The organism is Burkholderia glumae LMG 2196 = ATCC 33617 (genome assembly GCF_000960995.1).
GTDB lineage: Bacteria > Pseudomonadota > Gammaproteobacteria > Burkholderiales > Burkholderiaceae > Burkholderia > Burkholderia glumae.
The window spans coordinates 200,963-222,665 of sequence record NZ_CP009434.1 but is presented as its reverse complement, the minus strand read 5'-3'; the positions used below and the strand labels follow the sequence as shown (position 1 = coordinate 222,665).

The window sequence follows — 21,703 nt, the reverse complement described above, 5'->3', positions numbered from 1 at the left end:
CGGCGGCGCGAAGAGGCGTTGTGCCGCTCCCCGCTCGCGCGTGCCGCGGTGCTCGCGTTCGGCTGCTGTGTATGGCATCCCGATGCGATCGCCGCTGGCTGCTCGTCAGACGGCTCCGGATCCGGCGACTGCGCGGCGAGCGCGGCGTTCCGGTCGCCGGGGGCGCCGGAGTCGGCGGGCGAAACCTCATCACCGGGGGCGCGAGCGGCGCGTGGCATCGAACCGCCGGCGGCCATCAAGTACGCTGCCACTGCCGACAAGCCGGGCCAGGTCGCGCAAGCCGTGCAGTTCAACCCGAAGTTCTTCACCGGCGACGTCACCGATCTGTCGCGGTTCACGCATGGCAATCCGGTTGCACCCGGCTCGTATCCCGTCGACTTGTCGGTCAACGGCAATTCGCGCGGCCGCTACGAAGTGCTGTTCCAGGCAGTGCCGAATTCAGACGTCGCCGCGCCGTGCTTCACACTGTCCGATTTCGATCGGATGGGCGTGAATACGGATCGCCTGATCGAACGGCTCGAGGCCGCCGGCCGGAAAGGGCTTGACACGTCTGCTGCGGCATCGATGTGCATCCCATTCTCGAAAGCGTTGCCGGGCGGAACGGCGCTTTTCAATACCGCCGATCTGAAGCTCGACCTGACGGTGCCGCAGGTCGACATGCTGAACCAGGCGTCCGGTTATGTCGATCCGTCGCGCTGGGACAGCGGCATTGACGCCGGCTTCGTGCAATACAACGTCGCCAGCTACACGAGCCATCAGAGCGGCACGGGTAGCGACCTGAGCAGCGTCTATCTCGGCCTGCGAACGGGGCTCAACGTCAAGGGTTGGCGGCTACGCCAATGGTCCAATGCGAATTGGCAGAACCGCGGGGCCGGCTCGCACTGGCAGAGCGTGGCGCTATTCGCCCAGCACGATCTGACGGCGCTCAAGAGCCAGCTGACGATCGGTGACAGCTCGACCAGCGGGGATGTATTCGATTCCTTCGACCTGCGCGGCATCCAGATCGCGAGCGACGATCGCATGCTGCCGGATTCGGTTCGTTTCTATGCGCCGGTGGTTCGCGGCGTTGCCGAGACGAACGCGCGCGTCACGGTGAGACAAAATCGCACGATTCTGACGGAGACGAGCGTGCCGCCGGGGCCGTTCGCGTTGTCCGATCTGCCCGCCACCGGCTACGGTGGGGATCTGGAAGTGACGATTATGGAATCTGACGGCCGTCAGCGCAGCTTCCGGGTTCCATTCGCCTCGGTGCCGCAACTGCTGCGGCCCGGCATTTCGCGCTTCAGCATCGCCACCGGCATGTATCGCGACCAGGTGCTCGACATCCACCCATGGGTGGCGCAGGCCGTCTTCCAGCGCGGGCTCTCGAACCTGATTACTGCCTATGCGGGCGCGCAATTCTCGGAAGGCTATCGGTCGGGCCTCCTCGGGATCGCGTTCAATACGCGCATCGGTGCCTTCGCGCTTGATCTGACGATGGCCCGCGTGGAACTGCCGGGCCGCCTTGACGGCGGCACCGGCTATAGCACCCGAATCAGCTACAGCAAGGTGGTGCCGGGCGCGCGCACCAATTTGTCGATCGCCGCCTATCGCTATTCCAGCTCGCGCTTCTACAGCTTGCGCGACGCAATCGACGCGCGCCACCAAATGAGCGGCGGCGAGCGGCTCTACGGCTATCGTGCGCGCAGCCGGGTACAGGTGAACATCAACCAGCCGCTCGGCAGCGTCAGTTCGTTATACATCTCGGGCAGCTCGCAGAATTACTGGGGTGGGAATCACGGGTACGACCTCGACTATCAGGTCGGCTTTTCCAGCACGTTTCGAAACATCGGCTATTCGCTCTATGCGCAGCGCTCGCGTCTGGAGGACGCCCGTATCAGCACGCAGGTCGGTCTGAACCTCACGATCCCCCTCGGCCGCGCCGACTCGACGCGACATCGCCCGTTCGACTATCTGACATCGAGTCTGACGCGCAGCTCGGGCGGCAACAACACGATGCAACTGGCGGCCTCCGGCAACTCGTCCGATGCGGCGCAATCGCTTAGTTACGGCATCGACGCGTCCCGCGTCGTCAACGACGGCGACCGTATCGTCGGAATCGGCGGCAATGCAACCTATCGCGCTCCATTCGGCACTTACAACGTCAACGCATCGTTCGGCAACCAGACGCGTCAGGCTGCGCTGACCGTGGACGGCGCGGTGGTGATGCACAGCGGCGGCATCACACTGAGTCCGCCGCTCGGGCAGGCGTTCGCGCTCGTCGAGGCGAAGGGGGCGAAGGGCGGCCGGCTCGTCAATGGCCTCGGCGCCCGGATCGACGGTAACGGCTATGCGGTGGTGACCTCGCTAATGCCGTATCGCGTCAACACCGTGGCGCTCGATTCGCGCGACGTGCCGCTCGAGGTCGAACTTGCGAACACGAGCGCGGAGGTGGTGCCGCGCGCCGAGTCGCTCGTGAAGGTGAAGATTGCGACCAAACTGGGCCGGCCGATCTTTGCCGACGTCGAGGATGAACAGGGCAAGGCGATGCCGATGGGCACCGAGTTGTTCGACCACAGCGGCAAGTCGGTTGGCATCGTCGGTCAGGGAGGCCTGGCGTACCTGCGCGGCCTCGAAGGGCGTGGCGAGTTGCGCGTGCGCTGGGGCCGGCGCGACGACGAGCAGTGCGTGACGCGGTACGCGATGCCCGATGACGACAAGGTGGTGGGGGATTCGAAGGGTGGCAGTCACGCCATCGTCGCGCGCATCAAGCTGAGCTGCGACCCGTCGCTGGTCTGGGCCTCGCCTTCGAGATCCGAGACGCGGTCGGTAACGACGACGGGAGTTTCGCAATGATGTGCGACGCACGAGGCGCGGATGCCGCATCCGCGGCAAGCCGCCCGAAGGCGCGCGGCACCGCGCCGTTGGGTCGAGTATCGACAGGAGAGGAGCCGAAATGAGGCAGGTCGTCGGCTGGATGCTGGTGCTTGGTCTGGCGTTCGGGATACCGCCGGCGCTGGCAGCGGATGCGCCCATGGCGGTGTTGCTGAACTTCACTGGCCGTTACCTCGGAAATACCTGCCGCGTGGAGGGCGCGAGCGACATGGAAGTGACCATGCCGAAGGTATCGACACAATCGCTCGCGACGGTGGGCGCCGAGGCAGGCTCGACAATGTTCACGTTGTTGCTGCGTTGCGACAGCGGCGTGTCGAGCGTGCGCGTGTATTTCGAGGGTGACGCGACTACGGTCGATCGGTCGACCGGCAATCTGAAGCCGACGACTGACCAGACCACGGCAGGCAACGTGCAGATCAGGCTGTCGAATCCGGACGGCACGCAGATAAAGGTAGGCGATCGGTCCTCGATGAAGGTGGTGCCCGTCACGTCCACCAATCCGATTCCGGTCCAATTCGTCGCGAGCTACTTCGCGACGGCCCCGACCACTGCTGGCAGGGTGAGCGCCTATGTGACCTACGTCATCGAAGTGCCGTGATCAACCTCCCGGAATCCCATGTCAGACGAAGCCGATTCGCTGATCACGCTGATGCGTGACACCGCCCTGCACGCCGCGTTGCTGTCGAGCGGCGCGATGCTGCCGCCTGCACACGTCTGGCGAGCGCGCTGTCTGGCGCTCGCCGAAGCGTTGCGACAGGCGATGCTCGATGCCGGCTACCCGGCGTCCGCCGCCGAGGAGGCGAGTCTCGCGCAGTGCGTGCTGCTCGACGAACTGAGCTTGCGCGCCTTGCCGGCCGGACAACGCGACGAATGGCTGCGCGAGCCGCTGCAGGCGAGCCTCCATGAGGTGACCGACGGCGCCGCGCGAGTCTGGGCGCGGATCGACGCGCTGCTGCGTGGCGAGCGGCAAAACCGCTTGGCGCTGGAGTGGTATGGCATCGTGTTGACGCTCGGCTTCGAGGGCGGCCGCCGCGATCGGGACGATGTCGCGCGGCGTCTGTGGACGATGCTCGACGGCGCTGCGCGTCCTGCCAGGCACGCTGCGATGTTGCCGTCTCGTCAATTGACGCTGGCGCGATCCGGGCCGGTGGAGCCGGCCGAGCCACCGCCGCTGCGAATCTCGCCGACGCCGCCTCCGCCCCCTCGAGGCGGTCTGTCAATCCTGCCGGGATTCGTGATCGGCGTGATCGTGCCGGCGGTGCTCGCCGTCGCGCTATGGATCTTCTTCGACGCACGACTTGGCGAGGTCGCTGGCCGCTTGGCAAGCAGCGAGGTTCTGCCCGTCGCGATTCCGCCGCAGGGAGACGCGCAATGAGGTTCGCACAACGCTATCGCGTACCGCTCATCTGGCTCGCGATTCTCGCGGCCGGCCTCACGTGGCTGTGGCTGCCGCTCGACGGTCAGCCGTCGTGGCTGGCCGTGTTCGGCCTGGTGCTGGGGACGGCCGCCGTGGCCATCGCACTGTCGGCCTACGAGCGCGGTTGCACCGATGGGTCGCCGACGCTCGCACCCGCCTTGGTGCGGTCGGCCAGCGCGGCCGAGTGGCCAGCCGTGATGCTGGTGGTGGGACCGCATGCGCCGCTGGCGTTCGCACGCGTATCCGGTTCGCGTCGCGGCGACGATGTGATCTGGCTGCTCGTCGCCACGCCCGACGCGCTGGCCGGAGTAATCGACTCGGTGCGCGAATCGTATCAACGGCTGCCCGACGCGGTGCTGTTGCCGATCGTGGCCGACGCCGATGCCGACGAGGCCGTGCTGCGCCAGGAGTTTGGCCGTTGGCGGCGCGCGCTCGACGAGAGCACGCGCTATCGTGCTTGCTCGCTGCCGTGCCACGTCGCCGTGTACGCCAGCCTCGGCCATGACGGCGACGCGCGCGCTGCCGGCGGCGAGCCGGTATGGTTCGGTTACCTCGACGCCGCATTGGCTGGGCACGGCGGCGAGGGCGCCGGTCGGCAACGGTTGATGCTCCGCCATCAGCTTGACCAGGCCTGGCTCGCTGCTGCGCGGCAGGCCGGCGTGGCGCGTGCGGCGCTCGGACATGCCGTGTTCGACTGGCTGGAACATGCCGCGTTGCTGTCGCTCGTGATTTCGCTGGCCAACGCCGCACCGCTTTCCTTGCAGGGGATGCTGTTGGCCGATGTCGGACCGGAGCCCCGGTCGGGGCATGCGGGTGTGTGGACGCAGTGGCTGACGCGCCGAACGGGCCTTCACGTGCCGATCGGCGCGCCTCGGCCCGACCCGCTGCCGTTGCCCGGAATCGCTGCCGCGCCGCGGGAGGCATACGGCACCGGCGTCGTGCCGCGGCGCGGCGTCTGGTGCAACGTCGAATTCGCCCGGCACGAGCGCTTCGCGTCGCCGCGCCCGATGCAGGCTGCGCTTTCGGCCGTCGCCGTCACACTGGCCCTGTCCATCTGCGTGTCGGCCTGGCAGAACAGTCTGTTGGTCAGGCGTGTCTCGCACGCGCTCGACGCCTACCGGGATACGCCGGCGCTCGACATCGCGGCCAAGCGTGCAGCCGTCGGCGCGCTTCGCGCGCGCTTTGCCGAGTTGGAGCGCTATGCGAACCAGGGCGTACCGACCGGCCTCGGCTGGGGGCTCTATCGTGGTGCGCCGCTGCACGAAGCCGTGAGGCGCGCGATCGCGTCTTGGCGGCCCGCGAGCGGCGTGACGCTGGATCAGCTGTCGCTATTCGACAGCGGCCGAGCGACGCTCAAGCGCGACGCGATCCCGAAACTGCGCAACGTGCTCGGACGGATCCTCGCCAATCGGGACCAGCGCGTGCTGATCGCGGGTCACACCGACGACGTCGGCTCGCCGGAAGCGAACCTGAAGCTCTCGCAGGCGCGCGCCCTTGCGATCCGCGACTGGTTCGTGCGCGTCGGGGCACTGCCGGTCACCCGCTTCGCGATACAGGCTTACGGCGACACGCGCCCGATCGCCGATAACCTGACCCCTCAGGGGCGGGCGATGAACCGCCGCGTGGAAATTCTGTTCATCCCGGACCCGGGCGCGCACTCGTGAGCGCGCGCCGGCCGCCGCTCGCAACCTCCACGCCACCGGCGCGCCCAGTGCTGCCTCGTGATTGCACGTCCGGCACGTACTTTGGGCGATGGCCCATGTTCCGCTCCGAACTCGCCATCTACCATCTGCCGTGAAGCCGATTTCTTCGGGCCGGTCGCAACAACGTGGTCCGCCCTTTTCATCGTGTGAATCTCGCCGGAGCAAGCATGTCCGTTTCCAACAATTCTCAGAAATTCATTGCGCGTAATCGCGCGCCGCGCGTGCAGATCGAATACGACGTGGAAATCTACGGCTCGGAAAAGAAGGTCGAGTTGCCGTTCGTGATGGGCGTGCTGGCCGATCTGTCAGGCAAACCGATCGAGGCGTTGCCGGCCGTAGCCGAACGCAAGTTCTTCAATATCGACATCGACAATTTCGACGAACGCATGAAGGCGATGAAGCCGCGCGTCGCGTTCTCGGTGCCGAACACGCTGACGAATCAGGGAGAGTTGATGGTCGACATGACCTTCGAGAGCATGGACGATTTCTCGCCCGCTGCCGTGGCGAGGAAGGTCGACGCGCTCGCGCAACTGCTCGACGCACGCACACAGCTCGCCAACCTGCAAACCTACATGGACGGCAAGGCCGGGGCCGAAAGTCTCGTCAGCAAAGTATTGCGTGATCCCGCCTTGCTCGAAGCACTCGCCAAGGCGCCCAAGCCGCGGTCCGCATCCTCCGACGACGCAACGGCCGGTGAGTGAGCGTCCATCGATGGACGCCACGCATGCGTCGTCTGTTTTTGCTTGGCCGCGAGATTTGAAAAAAAACGGGAGAAATAATGGTCGAACGTCAATCGAAGGCTCACGTGGGGGCGGCGCCGAGCGTCGTCAGCCAGTCCGATTTTAACGCGCTGCTGTCGCGCGAATTCAAGCCGAAAACCGAGCGGGCCCGAGAGGCCGTGCAGAGCGCCGTGCAGACGCTCGCGCAACAGGCGCTGCTCACCTCGACAGTGCTCGCCGACGATGCTTACAAGAACATCGAGGCGATCATCGGCGAGATCGATCGAAAACTCTCCGAGCAGATCAATCTGGTGCTGCATCACGACGATTTCCAGAAGCTCGAGAGTGCGTGGCGTGGCCTGCATTATCTGGTCACCAACACCGAGACCGACGAGCGACTCAAGATCCGCTTCATGGACGTCTCGAAGGACGACCTGCGGCGCGTGATGAAGCGCTACAAGGGCGTGGCCTGGGATCAGAGCCCGTTCTTCAAGCAAATCTACGAGGAGGAGTACGGCCAGCTCGGCGGTGAGCCATACGGCTGCCTGATCGCCGATTACTACTTCGACCACACGCCGCCCGATGTCGATTTGCTGGCCTCGATCGCCAAGGTTGCCGCTGCCGCGCACGCGCCGTTTATCGCCGGTGCCGCACCGTCGGTGCTCCAGATGGACACCTGGCAGGAACTCGCGAATCCGCGCGACCTGACCAAGATATTTACCCAGAACCTCGAATACGCGCCGTGGAATTCGCTGCGCAACTCGGAGGACTCGCGCTACATCGGGCTCGCGATGCCGCGCTTCTTGTCGCGCTTGCCATACGGCATCAAAACGAATCCGGTCGACGAGTTCGACTTCGAGGAAGCGACCGACGGTGCCGATCATCGCAAGTACGTATGGTCGAACGCGGCCTATGCGATGGCAGTGAACATCAATCGCTCGTTCAAGCACTACGGCTGGTGCACCCTGATTCGCGGCGTGGAGAGTGGCGGGGTAGTGGAGAATCTGCCCTGCCACACGTTCCCGACCGACGATGGTGGGGTCGACATGAAGTGCCCGACCGAAATCGCGATTTCCGATCGCCGCGAGGCGGAGCTGGCGAAAAACGGCTTCATACCGCTGATTCATCGCAAGAACACCGATTACGCGGCATTCATCGGCGCGCAGTCGCTGCAGAAGCCGGTCGAATACTACGACCCGGACGCCACCGCGAACGCCAATCTCTCGGCGCGCCTGCCTTATTTGTTCGCGTGCTCGCGCTTCGCACATTACCTGAAATGCATCGTGCGCGACAAGATCGGCTCGTTCAAGGAGCGCGACGAGATGCAGCAATGGCTCAATGAGTGGGTGATGAACTACGTCGACGCGGATCCGGCGAATTCATCGCAGGAGACCAAGGCCCGGCGGCCTCTCGCGGCCGCCGAGGTGGTAGTCGAGGATGTCGAGGGCAATCCCGGCTACTACCAGGCGAAGTTTTTCCTGCGCCCGCATTTCCAGCTCGAGGGCCTGACGGTGTCGCTGCGTCTCGTCGCCAAGCTGCCGCTAGTGAAGCAAGCGGCCTGACGGCTCGGCGGCCCAACGGGCCGGTGGCCCGGCGGGCTGCGGTTGCACCGCGAGCGAGCGGTGCCGGCGCTCGTTAAATATGCCTGGCGGTTTCGAACCTTCCATTCAATCACGCACCAAGGAGCATCTTCATGGCACAAGACATCTTTCTCAAACTCAACGGGATCGATGGTGAGTCGGAGGACGCCAGCCACAAGAATGAAATCGACGTTCTTAGCTGGTCGTGGAATGTCTCGCAGCAGTCGAACATGCACGTCGGTTCCGGAGGCGGTGCGGGTCGGGCGACCGTTGACGACCTCACCTTCGAGCACTTCATCGACCGTTCGACGCCGAACCTCACGCAGTACTGCCTGACGGGCAAGCACATCGACGAGGCCAGGCTCGTCGTGCGCAAGGCAGGCGGCAACCCGCTCGAATACCTCAAGCTGACCATGAACGACGTGCTGGTCACTTCGGTGCACCCGTCTGGCGTGAGCGAAAGCGAATCGCGACCGCGTGAAGTGGTGTCGCTTTCGTTCTCGCGCATGAAGCAGGAGTACGTCGTGCAGAATGCGCAAGGCGGCAGCGGCGGGGCGATCACGGCCACCTTCGACATCAAGAAGAACAGCGCCTGAGTGTCCTAGGCAGGCTCGTGTCCGATACGTGTCGCGTGGCGAGGCCTGCGCGACACGACGTGATCGTGGGCCAGGACGCCGATGCGGCAGGTCGACATCCTGGCCGATTCGTTCGGAACGACGGATATGCGTTTCCTGATTCCAATCGATGGCTTCAAATCCACTTTTTCGGTGCGCGGCGATGCTGGGCATCATGGGCTGGCTTGCAATCGGCGTGGCCGCCCTGGGGCTCGGAGCGTGCGGCGGGGCGCCGGCTACGGCGGTGAAGGAGCCGGTGAAGCTTCGGTTGCGCGTGGTCGCGAGCGAAGGTGTCAACCCGAACGAGTGGGGCGTCGCGTCTCCGGTGCTGGTGCGGATCTACGAGCTGAAATCGGCGGCGGCCTTCTCGAATGCCGATTTTTTTACGTTGCAGGATCACGACCGCAAGGCCATTGGCGACGACGTGCTCGCCATCGACGAATTCATCCTTCGTCCCGGCGAGGAGCGCGACATCGAGCGGGAGTCCCATCGTGCCGCCACCGCGATCGGCGTGCTGGCAGGCTACCGCGAGCTCGGAAAATCGGTTTGGCGCGGCATCTATCGGCTACCGCCCCGCCCCGACGCCGCATGGTATCGAATCACGATTCCGGTCCAACGTCAGAACCTGACTGTCCGCCTCGGCCGGCGCGCGGTTTCCATTTACCAATCGGATCAGTCGCGATGAGTTGGTATAACAAGGTGGTCTGGAGCGAAGGATTGTTCTTGCGTCCGCAGTTGTTCCAACAGCAAGAACGATATTTCGAATATCTCGCGCATCGCAGAAGCGTTGCGCTGAGTCCGTTTTTCTGGGGTTTCGGCCAGTACGAGATCGACCAGGAGTCCTTGTCGTTCGGCAAGCTCGTGTTCAAGGGCGGCAGCGGCGTGTTTCCGGATGGCACGCCGTTCGACGTGCCGAGCCACACGCCGCCGCCGCCGCCGCTCACGATCGAGCCCGCGCATCAGGACCAACTGATCTACCTGGCCGTGCCGCTGCGCTTGCCGAACACCGAGGAAGTGACGTTCGCCGAGCAGAGCGGCTCGCTCGCACGCTACGTTGCCTACGACACCGAACTGCGCGACAGCAACGCCATCGGTCAGGGGCCGAAGCTCGTCCAGCTCGCGAACCTGCGGCTGCGGCTGCTGCCCGAGAAGGAACTCACGCAGTCGTGGATCGGCATCGCACTCACGCGCGTGAAGGCACTGCACGCTGACGGCGCGGCGTCGCTACACGTGACCGATCACATTCCGCCCGTTTCCGGCTACGGCGCCAATCCGTTGCTGCGCGAATGGACGATGCAACTGCATGGCCTCGCCAAGCTGCGCGCCGACGCGCTGGCCGCGCGCCTGTCCGGCACTGACGGCCGGCCCGGCGCGGCCGCCGAGGTGGCCGACTATTTGCTGCTGCAGGTGCTGAATCGTTACGAGCCGCTGCTCGAGCACATCTGTCAAATCGAGGAAATCCCACCGGTGGTGTTATACCGCGAGCTGGCGATGCTGGCGGGCGAGCTGTCGACCTTCGTGCGACCGCAGACGCGGCGTCCGCTCACGGCGCCGGGCTATGACCACGCGCAGTTGTATCGCAGCATCAAGCCGCTGGTCGACGAGGTGCACCATCTGCTCAACCAGGTGTTGATCCGCAGCGCTCAACCGATCCCGATCAGCGAGCAGCCGCACGGCATTCGTACCGTCGCCGTGCTGCCGAACGAACTGGCCGGCTATTCCAGTCTGGTGCTCGCAGTCAGCGCCCAGCTATCACCGGATGTGCTGCAGCAGCAGTTCCTCGCGCAGACCAAGATCAGCCATCCGCAACGCCTGCCCGAACTGGTCCGCTCGCATCTGCCGGGATTGACGATGGTGCCGCTGCCGGTGCCGCCACGGCAGATTCCCTTCAATTCGAATTTCATTTATTTCGAGCTGTCCCGTACCGGGCCGTTCTGGGATCAGATCGCTCGGCAAGGTGGTCTCGCGATGCATATCGCCGGGCATTTCCCTGAGCTCAAGCTTGAACTATGGGGCGTGCGCCAGAAATGAGCACGCATGCTCATGACGAGGCCTTCAGTTTCCTCGCGGAGCCGGGGCAGGGCGAGACCGTGTCCGGCGCGGGCGCGTCGGGGGGCGCTTTCGGGCCGCCCCCTGCGGCCATGGACAGCGTCGCGTTCGAGCCACCCGAGGACGCGGCCACGCGCCTCGCGCGCGTACAAGCTGCGCGCAATCCCTTGCTCGAGGCGGCGCGCTCGTTGCTGCGCATGCTCGGCGACATGCCGGCCTCGCTCGAATCGTCGGCGGCCGTCGAAAGCCTGCGCGCGCTGCTGGTGCGCGAGGTCGCCGCGTTTCAGAAGGTCTGCGACAAGGCGAATTTGCCATGGAAGCACGTCGCTGCGGTGCGCTACGCACTGTGCACCGGACTCGACGAGGCGGCCAATCGCACCCAGTGGGGCGGCGGCGGCATCTGGGCCGCGCGCAGCCTGTTGATCCGTTTCGAGGGCGAGGTCGACGGCGGCGAGAAATTCTTCCTGCTGATCGGTCGGATGGCGACAGACCCGCAGGAGTACGTCGACGTGCTCGAGGTGATGTACCGGATTCTCGGCCTCGGCTTCGAGGGGCGCTATAGCGTCGCCGAGGATGGCAGCCGCCATCTCGAGGAGATACGCCAGCGGCTGCTCACCCTCGTGAGCGGCGCGCGCGACACGATGCGCTTGGAATTCTCGCCACATTGGCGCGGCGAGGCGTATGACCAGTTGAAATTGTTGCGCAGCGTCCCCGTGTGGGCCACGGCGAGCGTCGCTGCGCTCGTCGTGTTTGGTCGCTTCGGCTGGTACACCTATCACTTGTTAACGGTCCGCAATCCGCTGGAGGCGCGGATCCTCGCGATCGGCCGCTCGCCCGCGCCGGCCGCACATGCAGCGCCGGCGCATCTGCCGCTACGGCTGTCGGTGCTGCTCAAGGATGAAATCGCGCGTGGCGAGTTGACGGTCGACGAGGACGCGCGGCACAGCAAGGTGGTGTTCCGGGGCGACACCATGTTCGTCACCGGCAAGAGCCGCGTCCGACCCGAGCTGGAGCCGGTTCTGGCAAAGGTGGCGCGCGAGGTCGCCCGGGTGGGCGGGCGTGTGATCGTGACCGGCTATACCGACAGCCAGCCGATCCATACCCGCGAGTTTCCCGACAATCTGGTCCTGTCCCAGAAGCGTGCGGCGTTCGTCGCCGACGTGCTGAAGGCGCATGGCACGCCCTCCGAGCGGATTGTGTCGATCGGCAAGGGCGACGCGCAGCCGGTGGCCGACAATGCCACGCCGCAGGGGCGCTCGCGCAACCGGCGCGTGGAAGTCCTCGTGGTGCAATGACGGAGAGGTCGAATGTCCCATCTGAACCGCTTCTTCAAATTCCTCATCTCGCGTCAAACGCTCGTGTTCGTGGCGATCGTGGCGGTCGCCGCGGCCATCTGGTTCATCGGCCCGCTTATCGCGTTCGGCGACTATCGTCCTCTCGCGACGGTGCTGGCGCGCGCGCTGTCGATCGTCACGCTGCTAGCGATGTTGCTGTTCTGTTTGCTCGGTTGGTCGCTCGGCGTGATCGGGGCCGCGCTGCTTTGCCTCGCGATCTGGTATCTCGGGCCGCTGTTCATGTTCGGCTCCGTGCGGCCGCTGGCGTCGACGGGCGTGCGCGTGCTGCTGATCGCGGTGCTGGTGGCCTGTTACGCGGCCTACGGCCTGTACCGGCTCTGGAAGGCAATGCGCAGCAACGACGCGCTGCTGCAGCGCATCCTGAACCCGTTCTCCACCCAGGCTAGTGACGACGCGCCGGCGCGCGAGCAAATCCGCGCTGTCAACTCGGTGGTGACGAAGGCCATCGACAAGGTCAAGCAACTGCGCGGTGGGGCGTTCGGCCTGCGCCGGCTGCTCGAAAGCCAGCGCTATCTGTACGCGTTGCCATGGTATCTGGTGATGGGTTCGCCGGGCGCGGGCAAGACCACGATGATCCTGAATTCCGGCCTCGAGTTTCCCGATGCCGATCAGATGGTGGCGGCCTCGCTCGGCCACCACGCCGAAACGGTGAATTGCGATTGGTGGTTTGGCAACGACGCGATCCTGATCGACACGGCGGGCCGTTACCTGATGCATGACATGCCGGCACGAGCCGATGAGCCCGACCACGCCGCCGGCGCGGTGGGATCGGCGAATGCCGCCGAATGGCGCGGCTTCCTCGCTCTGCTGCGCAAGCGCCGGCCCCGCGCGCCGGTCAATGGCGTGCTGCTGGTGGTCTCGGTCGAGGAACTGCTGACGTGCTCGCCGTCCGAGCTCAAGCTGCTCGCCGCGGCGATGCGCGCGCGGCTCGGCGAGCTGAAGCACGATCTGCGGATTCGCTACCCTGCCTATCTGGTGGTCACGAAGCTCGACCTGCTGCCGGGCTTTCTCGAGTATTTCCAGTCGTTGACGGCGGAGAGTCGCGCGCAGATTCTCGGGTTTACGCTGCCCTATCATCGCGACGCGCCCGAGGAGCGGCGCGACGCGTTGCGTCTGGCCTGTATCGAGGAGCTGCGTGAACTGGAACAAGGTTTCGAAGACGGCCTCAACGCGCGGCTGCAGGAGGAATACGAGCTCGATCGGCGTCGAAGGCTTTATGCGTTGCCGGCGGAATTTCGCAGCCTATGCGCGATACTGGTCGAATTCGTCGCGTCCGTGTTCGTCGATTCGAAATACGACGATACCGAGCTGAACGGCGTGCTGCGCGGCGTATATTTCAGTAGTGCGGCGCAGACTCACGACGTGGTGCCTGCCGATCGCGACACGCTGCTGCAACGTCTGCGGCGAGGGCTGGCGGCCCGCTTCGGCGCGGATGCCGCAGCGGTCTCCGCACCGGCGCCGGACGGCGCCGCGCCCGTCGAGTATCGCGGCTATTTCTTGCGCAACCTGTTCCAACGCGTGATCGTTGCCGAAGGGCATCTGGTGCGCCCGAATCTGCGCTGGGAAATCCGCTTTCGCGCGTTGCGGGTGGTCGGCCATCTGCTGTCAATCGCGGTAGCGGCTTGGCTCGTGTATGGGATGGCCGGCAGTTTCCAGCGCAATCGCGACTATCTCGCTGCGATCGACCACCAGACGAATGCGCTCGCCGCGCGCGTGCAGGCACAGCGCCGGACGCCGAAGCCGGGTGACACGGGCGCACTGCTGTCGGCGTCGCTCGATTTGCCTCGGTTCGGTGAGCTCGACCTTGATCGCCCCGGCATCGCGTGGCGCTACGGGCTGTACGCGGCCCCCGGCGTGGTCGATGCTTCGAGCCGAACCTATGCGGCGCTGCTCGACCAGATGCTGCTGCCGCCCGTCGTTGCCCGTATTGCGACGGTGCTCGACGGCGAGGTGCGCGCGCAGAACGCCGACGAGGTCTACAAAACCCTGCCGGTCTATCTCATGCTCTACGATCCTTCGCACTACGATGCGAAGGAGGTCAAGGCCTGGGTGATGCGAGACTGGGAGCAGGCGGGCAGCGTCGCGATGCTGGGCGATCGCGATGTGGTGGCGGGCCATCTCGACGCGCTGTTTCGCGACGGTGTGCCCGTGACGCCCGCCACGCCGATGGACGGCGCGCTGATCAAGCGTGCGCGCGAGCTGCTAGGCCGCAATTCGGCCTCGGGGCGGCTCTACGAGCGCGCAATGAAGGCGATGGAGCCCGATGCACCCGAGAACATCACGCTGGCCCGCGCGGGCGGCCCGCAGGCGCTGTCGGTGTTCGCGATGGCCGGCGACCCGGCCCTCGCGCAGGGAGTGCCGGGGCTCTATACCTACGAGGGCTATCACGAGGTTTTTACGCGGCGCCTGCCCGAATTTCTCGAGCAGGCGCATGAACGGGACGCATGGCTCATGGGGCGGGGCGATCGATCGTCGACATGGGGGCGTGCGGGCCGTGTACTGCGTGCCGGCGAGCGGGCGCTCGCCGACGAGATCCGCCGTCAGTACCTGATCGATTACGGGAATTACTGGCAGCGCTTTCTCGACGGCGTGCGGCTCGCTTCCGGCGGCGCTGCACCGGCGCTCGACCTGCAGATGCTGCGGACGCTTTCCGCGCCCGATTCGCCGCTCGTCAGACTGGCACGCACGGCCGCTCGCGAGACCTCGCTCGCGACGCCCGATACGCAGGACGGCCCATCGCTGGCCGGCAGCGCCGCGGCCATCGCGTCGCGGCGCTCGCGCGCCGCCTCGGCCGTGCTCGCGATCGGCGGCGCCACCTCGACGATCAATCGGCTGGCGCGACGCAGGATGGAGCACGATCTGGTCGAGCAGCGCTTCGCCGCCTTGCGTGCCGTCGTCACGGGCGAGGCCGACACCGATGGCGGCAAGTTGGTGCGGGCTTGGTCGGCATCGGCCTCGTTGTCGTCGCTGCCGTCGCTACCTTCGCCGGGAGGCGGCGGGCCGATGCAGCTCGACGGCATCGTCAGCTTGATCGGCGAGCGCTATACACGCCTCGTGCTGGCCGGTGACGTGCTCGCCACTGATTCCATGCCACCCGCCGACGATCTGGGTGCCACGATGCGGCTCGAGGCCGAAAAGTTGCCGGCACCGTTTCGCGCTGTACTGGCTGGTTTGGCCGAGCGCTCCACCCAGGAGGTCAATCGCAAGATGGGCGCGCTGCTCGGTTCGCGGCTGGAGGCCAACGTGGGCGATCCGTGTCGCAGCCTGATCGAAGGCCGGTATCCGTTCGCGGACAGCGCGCAGGAGGTCAGCATCGCCGATTTCAACCGCGTGTTCGCCGCGAAGGGCCTGCTCGACAAGTTCTTTCGCGAGACCCTTGCCGACCACGTCGATACGGGTAGCCACCCATGGCGCTATCGGCCGGCCGCTCCCGGGATGCCACCGATGCGCGGGCCGAGCCTCGAGCCGTTCGAGCGCGCCGCCGCGATCCGCAGGGCGTTCTTCCTCGGTCCGGGCGCGAGCCGGCTGGTCTGGAAACTTGGCATCCGGGTGGTGTCGCTCGATCCCGATATTACTGAACTGCGTCTCGATATCGACGGGCAGAGCCTGCGTTACGCGCATGGCCCGGTCACCACCTTCCCGGTCACCTGGCCGGGACCGCGCGGTGGCTCGATGGCTGGCATCACGGCAGAGCCGCAGGTTAGCGCGCAGAGTTCGACGCTTGGCGCGGAGGGGCCGTGGGCGCTCTTCCGCCTGTTCGATCGCGGCCGTCTGGTGCCGACATCGGACACGTCGCGCTACACCGAGGATTTCGATTTCGACGGCCGGCACGCGGTGCTCGAACTGAACACTGGCGGCCGGGCCGGAGGGGAGCCGATTGGATTGTTGAAGGGGTTTCGCTGCCCGGGCTTCGGTGGCGTGACCGGCGGGATGACAGCGGCCGCCACCTCGGCTCCGCGGTCCGCTGCGGCGGCACCGGCGGGCGAAGCGGATGACGCTGGAGAGGGCACACGCGGCTCGGAGCCGCCCACCGGGGCGGCGTTCGATTAACGGAATGAGGGGAAGATATGACAGTGGATTCCAAGATCATGGACGCTCGGAGCCGCACGGTCAGCGTGACGAGCGCGGCGATACCGCAGGTGCTGGGGCATGCCGCGCTGGAATTTATGGCGATGGAGGGTAGCGAGGAACTCGGCAAGCTGTTCGATTACAAAGTGCTGCTGCGTACTCCGGACGATTACGCGATACCGCTGGCCGCGAGTGCGAACCTCGGCTTGAGTGCGATGCTCGGCAAGGAGCTGACCGTGTCGATCCAACTCGACGCGCCGGCTGGTGCGCAGGGCACGGCACAGGGCGCCGTGCGCGAGATCACCGGGTTGGTCACCAAGTCGGAGTTCGTGCGCCGCGAGGGACGTTTCAACGTCTATCGCGTGACCCTGAAGCCGTGGTTATGGCTCGCCACGCTGACCACCGACTACCGCATCTTCCAGGACAAGACGGTGATCGAGATCCTCGACACGATCCTCGGCGAGTATCCGTATCCGGTCGAGAAGCGGCTCGACGTGAGCCGTTATGTGCTGATGGGCGAGAGCGAGCGGAATGAGCCGCGAGCCTACCAGGTCCAGTACGGCGAGTCCGACTTCCGCTTCATGCAGCGTCTGATGGAGGAGTGGGGTATCTACTGGTTCATCGAGCACTCCGACGGCAAGCAGCGGCTGGTGTTGTGCGACCACATCGGCGCGCACCGCAAGTCGCCGAACCCGGCGTATCAAAAGCTGGCGTTCCAGCCGCAGGAGGGCAAGACCGACGCGGAATATATCAGCGCGTTCTCGACGGCCGAGATGATCTGCCCGGGCAGCTATTTGACGAACGACTTCGATTTCACGTGGCCGCGGGCGGACTTGCATGCGGTCAACCAGCAGGCGCGCGATACCGACTGGAATACGTTCGAGCGCTATGAATGGCCGGGCGACTACAGCGATAGCAGCCACGGCGAGTTGCTGGCGCGCACGCGCATGGAGATGCTGCGTGCGCCAGGCATGCGCGCGAGCGGCGAGGGCAACCTGCGCGGGCTCGCGTGCGGGCAGACCTTCGAGCTGATCAATTTCGATCGCACGGATGCCAACCGCGAATATCTGGTGATAGGCACCGAGCTCAATGTGATCGGCAATCCGGACGAATCGGGCAGCGGCTATCAGTACACGTTTTCCAATCGCTTCGAGGTACAGCCGACCAGCGAGGTGTTCCGGCTGCCGATGGCCACGCCCAAGCCATTCGTGAGCGGCCCGCAGTCGGCCATCGTGGTGGGTCCGGAAGGCGAAACGCTGTGGACCGACGAGTTTGGTCGCGTGAAGGTGCATTTTGCATGGGACCGCTACGGCCGCAACGCCGAGACCGATTCGTGCTGGGTACGGGTGAGCCAGGCCTGGGCGGGCTCCAATTTCGGCAGCATTTATATTCCGCGCATCGGTCAGGAAGTGATCGTCGATTTCTGGAATGGCGACCCCGATCGCCCCCTGATCCTCGGCAGTCTCTACAACACGCTGACGCCGCCGCCATGGGATCTGCCGGGCAACGCGACGCAGAGCGGCGTGATGAGCCGTTCGATCAATGGCGGCAAGCAGAATTTCAACGCCATCCGATTCGAGGACAAGGCGGGAGCCGAAGAGCTTCTGATCCAGGCTGAGCGTGGGATGAACCGCCTGACCAAGCTGAACGAGTCGCTCGTTGTGGGCATCGATTTCTCGGTCGCCGTCGGTGCCGGGTACAACGTCGAGGTGGGCGGGGAGATCAATTGCAACGTGCTGGGCATGGCGTCCTATACCGTGGGTCTTGCGCACAGCTTGCTGGTGGGTGGGGCGCAGACCACGGCGGTGGCCGGTGCCTCGACGCTGACCGTGGGCGGGGCGCGATCCGTCACGGTGGGAGGCGCGTCCTTGCATACCGTCGGTGGCATGTACGCGTTGACCGCGGGTGGCGAGATAGCGATTTCGTCCGGCAAGTCGTCGCTGACGCTATGCGCGGACGGCACGATCAAGCTGGTCGGCAGAACAATCCGTATTCAGGGCGACGATCGTGTCGTCGTGCAGGGTTCGCCGCTTGATCTCAACCCGGGTGATGCATAGGGCGGTTGCGGGCGACAGAAGCCTCGCCGGCCAGGCGTCGGCGGTACAGGTTCAAGCCAGCAACGGGCATTGACGCCCCGAGGCGCAAGTGGGTCGAAGCCGCGCATCGGGACGGCGTTCGATCAACAGTATTGGGGAGCGTATGGCAACTGATTCGAAGACGATCAACCCTCGACGCCGTTCAGTCAGCGTGACGAGCGCGGCGATACCGCAGGTGCTGGGGCATGCCGCGCTGGAATTTATGGCGATGGAGGGTAGCGAGGAACTCGGCAAGCTGTTCGATTACAAAGTGCTGCTGCGTACTCCGGACGATTACGTGATACCGCTGGCCGAGAGCGCGAATCTCGACTTGCGCGCGATGCTCGGCAAGGAGTTGACCGTGTCGATCGAACTCGATGCGCCGGCTGGTGTGCAGGGCACGGCACAGGGCGCCGTGCGCGAGATCACCGGGTTGATCATCAAGTCGGAGTTCGTGCGCCGCGAGGGACGTTTCAACGTCTATCGCGTGACCCTGAAGCCGTGGCTGTGGCTCGCCACGCTGACCACCGACTACCGCATCTTCCAGGACAAGACGGTGATCGAGATCCTCGACACGATCCTCGGCGAGTATCCGTATCCGGTCGAGAAGCGGCTCGACGTGAGCCGTTATGTGCTGATGGGCGAGAGCGAGCGGAATGAGCCGCGAGCCTACCAGGTCCAGTACGGCGAGTCCGACTTCCGCTTCATGCAGCGCCTGATGGAGGAGTGGGGCATCTACTGGTTCATCGAGCACTCCGACGGCAAGCAGCGGCTGGTGTTGTGCGACCACGTCGGCGCGCACCGCAAGTCGCCGAACCCGGCGTATCAAAAGCTGGCGTTCCAGCCGCAGGAGGGCAAGACCGACGCGGAATATATCAGCGCGTTCTCGACGGCCGAGATGATCTGCCCGGGCAGCTATTTGACGAACGACTTCGATTTCACGCGGCCGCGGGCGGATTTGCATGCGGTCAACCAGCAGGCGCGCGATACCGACTGGAATACGTTCGAGCGCTATGAATGGCCCGGCGACTACAGCGATAGCCATCACGGCGAGTTGCTGGCGCGCACGCGCATGGAAATGCTGCGTGCGCCAGGCATGCGCGCGAGCGGCAAGGGCAACCTGCGCGGGCTCGCGTGCGGGCAGACCTTCGAGTTGATCAATTTCGATCGCACGGATGCCAACCGCGAATATCTGGTGATAGGCGCCGAGCTCAAGGTGATCGGCAACCCGGACGAATCGGGCAGCGGCTATCAGTACAGGTTTTCCAATCGCTTTAAGGTACAGCCGACCAGCGAGGTGTTCCGGCTGCCGATGGTCACGCGCAAGCCATTCGTGAGGGGGCCGCAGTCGGCCATCGTGGTGGGTCCGGAAGGCGAAACGCTGTGGACCGACGAGTTTGGTCGCGTGAAGGTGCATTTTGCATGGGACCGCTATGGCCGCAACGCCGAGACCGATTCGTGCTGGGTACGGGTGAGCCAGGCCTGGGCGGGCTCCAATTTCGGCAGCATTTATATTCCGCGCATCGGTCAGGAAGTGATCGTCGATTTCTGGAATGGCGACCCCGATCGCCCCCTGATCCTCGGCAGTCTCTACAACACGCTGACGCCGCCGCCATGGGATCTGCCGGGCAACGCGACGCAGAGCGGCGTGATGAGCCGTTCGATCAATGGCGGCAAGCAGAATTTCAACGCCATTCGATTCGAGGACAAGGCGGGAGCCGAAGAGGTCCTGATCCAGGCTGAGCGCGAAATGAACTGGCTGACCAAGCTGAACGAGTCGCACGTTGTGGGTGTCGATTTCTCGGTCGCCGTCGGTGCCGCGTTCAACGTCGAGGTGGGCGGGGAAGTCAATTGCAACGTGCTGGGCATGGCGTCCTACGCCGTGGGTCTTGCGCACAGCTTGTTGGTGGGTGGGGCGCAGACCACGGCGGTGGCCGGTGCCTCGACGCTGACCGTGGGCGAGGCGCGATCCGTCACGGTGGGAGGCGCGTCCTTGCATACCGTCGGTGGCATGTACGCGTTGACCGCGGGTGGCGAGATATCGATTTCGTCCGGCAAGTCGTCGCTGACGCTGTGCGCGGACGGCACGATCAAGCTGATCGGCAGGACAGTCCAAATTCAGGGCGACGATCGCGTCGTCTTGCAGGGTTCGCCGCTCGATCTCAACCCGGGTGATCCTGATGTTGGGATCGGTCTGGCAGCACCGACTCCGCTCGTTCTTGCGGCCTTGCCGTTGCCATTGCTGTTGCCGCTGCCGCTGCCGTTACCGTTGCCGGGGCCGGCCCCTGAACCGACGCCGGCCCCTGAACCGACGCCGGCCCCTGAACCGACGCCGGCCCCTGAACCGACGCCGACACCTGAGCCGACGCCGGCACCTGAGCCGACGCCGGCCCCTGAACCGACGCCGGCACCTGAACCGACACCGACACCGACACCGACACCGACACCGACACCGACACCGACACCGACACCGACACCGACACCGACACCGACACCGACACCGACACCGACACCGACACCGACACCGACACCGACACCGACACCGACACCGACACCGACACCGACACCGACACCGACACCGACACCGACACCGACACCGACACCGACACCGACACCGACACCGACACCGACACCGACACCGACACCGACACCGACACCGACACCGACACCGACACCGACACCGACACCGACACCGACACCGACACCGACACCGACACCGACACCGACACCGACACCGACACCGACACCGACACCGACACCGACACCGACACCGACACCGACACCGACACCGACGCCGACGCCGACGCCGACGCCGACGCCGACGCCGACACCGACACCGCCGCCGACGCCGTTACCGACGGAAACGCCGCAGCCCAGCGGTCACGACACCTGATCGCGGCGACAAGGCATGTCGTAACCCGCCGTGCGTAAGCCGCACGGCATTTCCAGCTTTCGAAAAGGAGAAGGGAAAATGTATTCAGCAGCGCGGGTAGGTGACGCAATAGGGCACGGCGGCGTGATCATCAGTGGTTCGTCGAACGTGAACATCAACAAGAACGCCGCCGCGTGCGTCGGAAAGGCTGCGGTGTGTATGCTGCATCCCGGGGCACAGGCGCTGTGCAAGAGTTCAGAAACGGTCTTCATCAACAACGCGGCGGCCGTATTTGTCACCGGCCTGACGTCCTGTGGCGCGCCGGTCGTTACCGGTTCGTCGGACGTTCGAATCGGCTCCTGACGAGAGAGGGGTGA

At 65.3% G+C, this 21,703-nt stretch carries 13 protein-coding genes and 1 pseudogene; all 14 read left to right on the top strand.

The features are described from left to right. The first annotated feature begins 18 nt into the window (after window positions 1-18). The 14 genes and pseudogenes from KS03_RS02315 (at window position 19) to KS03_RS29390 (ending at window position 21,689) form a co-directional block, all read left to right on the top strand. Window positions 19-2,835, top strand: a complete 2,817-nt coding sequence (locus KS03_RS02315; RefSeq protein WP_012733023.1) for a fimbria/pilus outer membrane usher protein — start codon at window positions 19-21, stop codon at window positions 2,833-2,835. A 100-nt stretch (window positions 2,836-2,935) separates the two neighbouring features. Further along, complete coding sequence (locus KS03_RS02310; protein WP_012733024.1) at window positions 2,936-3,472, top strand: fimbrial protein; 537 nt, start codon at window positions 2,936-2,938, stop codon at window positions 3,470-3,472. An 18-nt stretch (window positions 3,473-3,490) separates the two neighbouring features. Next, complete coding sequence (locus KS03_RS02305) at window positions 3,491-4,249, top strand: DotU family type IV/VI secretion system protein (protein ID WP_012733025.1); 759 nt, start codon at window positions 3,491-3,493, stop codon at window positions 4,247-4,249. Then, window positions 4,246-5,955 carry an OmpA family protein gene (locus KS03_RS02300; protein WP_012733026.1) on the top strand — a complete coding sequence of 570 codons (1,710 nt, stop codon included), beginning with the start codon at window positions 4,246-4,248 and terminating at the stop codon, window positions 5,953-5,955. The genes KS03_RS02305 and KS03_RS02300 overlap by 4 nt, the downstream gene beginning before the upstream one ends. 206 nt (window positions 5,956-6,161) lie before the next feature. Then, the gene (tssB, locus tag KS03_RS02295) at window positions 6,162-6,695 is read left to right on the top strand and encodes a type VI secretion system contractile sheath small subunit (RefSeq protein WP_012733027.1); all 534 of its coding nucleotides are present in this window, start codon (window positions 6,162-6,164) and stop codon (window positions 6,693-6,695) included. A gap of 77 nt (window positions 6,696-6,772) precedes the next feature. Continuing rightward, window positions 6,773-8,275, top strand: coding sequence for a type VI secretion system contractile sheath large subunit (gene tssC / locus KS03_RS02290; protein WP_012733028.1), 1,503 nt, complete (start codon window positions 6,773-6,775; stop codon window positions 8,273-8,275). 131 nt (window positions 8,276-8,406) lie between these two features. After that, window positions 8,407-8,889 (top strand): Hcp family type VI secretion system effector, encoded by a 483-nt coding sequence (locus tag KS03_RS02285; RefSeq protein ID WP_012733029.1) that lies wholly within the window; start codon window positions 8,407-8,409, stop codon window positions 8,887-8,889. Window positions 8,890-9,037: 148 nt separating this feature from the next. Further along, window positions 9,038-9,592, top strand: coding sequence for a type VI secretion system lipoprotein TssJ (tssJ, locus tag KS03_RS02280; RefSeq protein ID WP_012733030.1), 555 nt, complete (start codon window positions 9,038-9,040; stop codon window positions 9,590-9,592). Continuing rightward, window positions 9,589-10,938, top strand: coding sequence for a type VI secretion system baseplate subunit TssK (tssK, locus tag KS03_RS02275; RefSeq protein ID WP_012733031.1), 1,350 nt, complete (start codon window positions 9,589-9,591; stop codon window positions 10,936-10,938). The genes tssJ and tssK overlap by 4 nt, the downstream gene beginning before the upstream one ends. Then, window positions 10,935-12,251 carry a type VI secretion system protein TssL, long form gene (tssL, locus tag KS03_RS02270; RefSeq protein ID WP_012733032.1) on the top strand — a complete coding sequence of 439 codons (1,317 nt, stop codon included), beginning with the start codon at window positions 10,935-10,937 and terminating at the stop codon, window positions 12,249-12,251. Before tssK ends, tssL begins: the two co-directional genes overlap by 4 nt. A 12-nt stretch (window positions 12,252-12,263) precedes the next feature. Continuing rightward, window positions 12,264-16,361 (top strand): type VI secretion system membrane subunit TssM, encoded by a 4,098-nt coding sequence (tssM, locus tag KS03_RS02265; protein WP_035979585.1) that lies wholly within the window; start codon window positions 12,264-12,266, stop codon window positions 16,359-16,361. Window positions 16,362-16,378: 17 nt separating this feature from the next. Next, window positions 16,379-18,433: pseudogene (locus KS03_RS02260) on the top strand (type VI secretion system Vgr family protein); the annotation flags it as partial. Window positions 18,434-18,578: 145 nt separating this feature from the next. Beyond that, window positions 18,579-21,347: a type VI secretion system Vgr family protein gene (locus KS03_RS29395; protein WP_080942739.1), complete on the top strand. Its 2,769-nt coding sequence runs from the start codon at window positions 18,579-18,581 to the stop codon at window positions 21,345-21,347. Between the two features lie 78 nt (window positions 21,348-21,425). Further along, window positions 21,426-21,689, top strand: a complete 264-nt coding sequence (locus KS03_RS29390; RefSeq protein ID WP_012733036.1) for a PAAR domain-containing protein — start codon at window positions 21,426-21,428, stop codon at window positions 21,687-21,689. The last annotated feature ends 14 nt before the right edge of the window (window positions 21,690-21,703 follow it).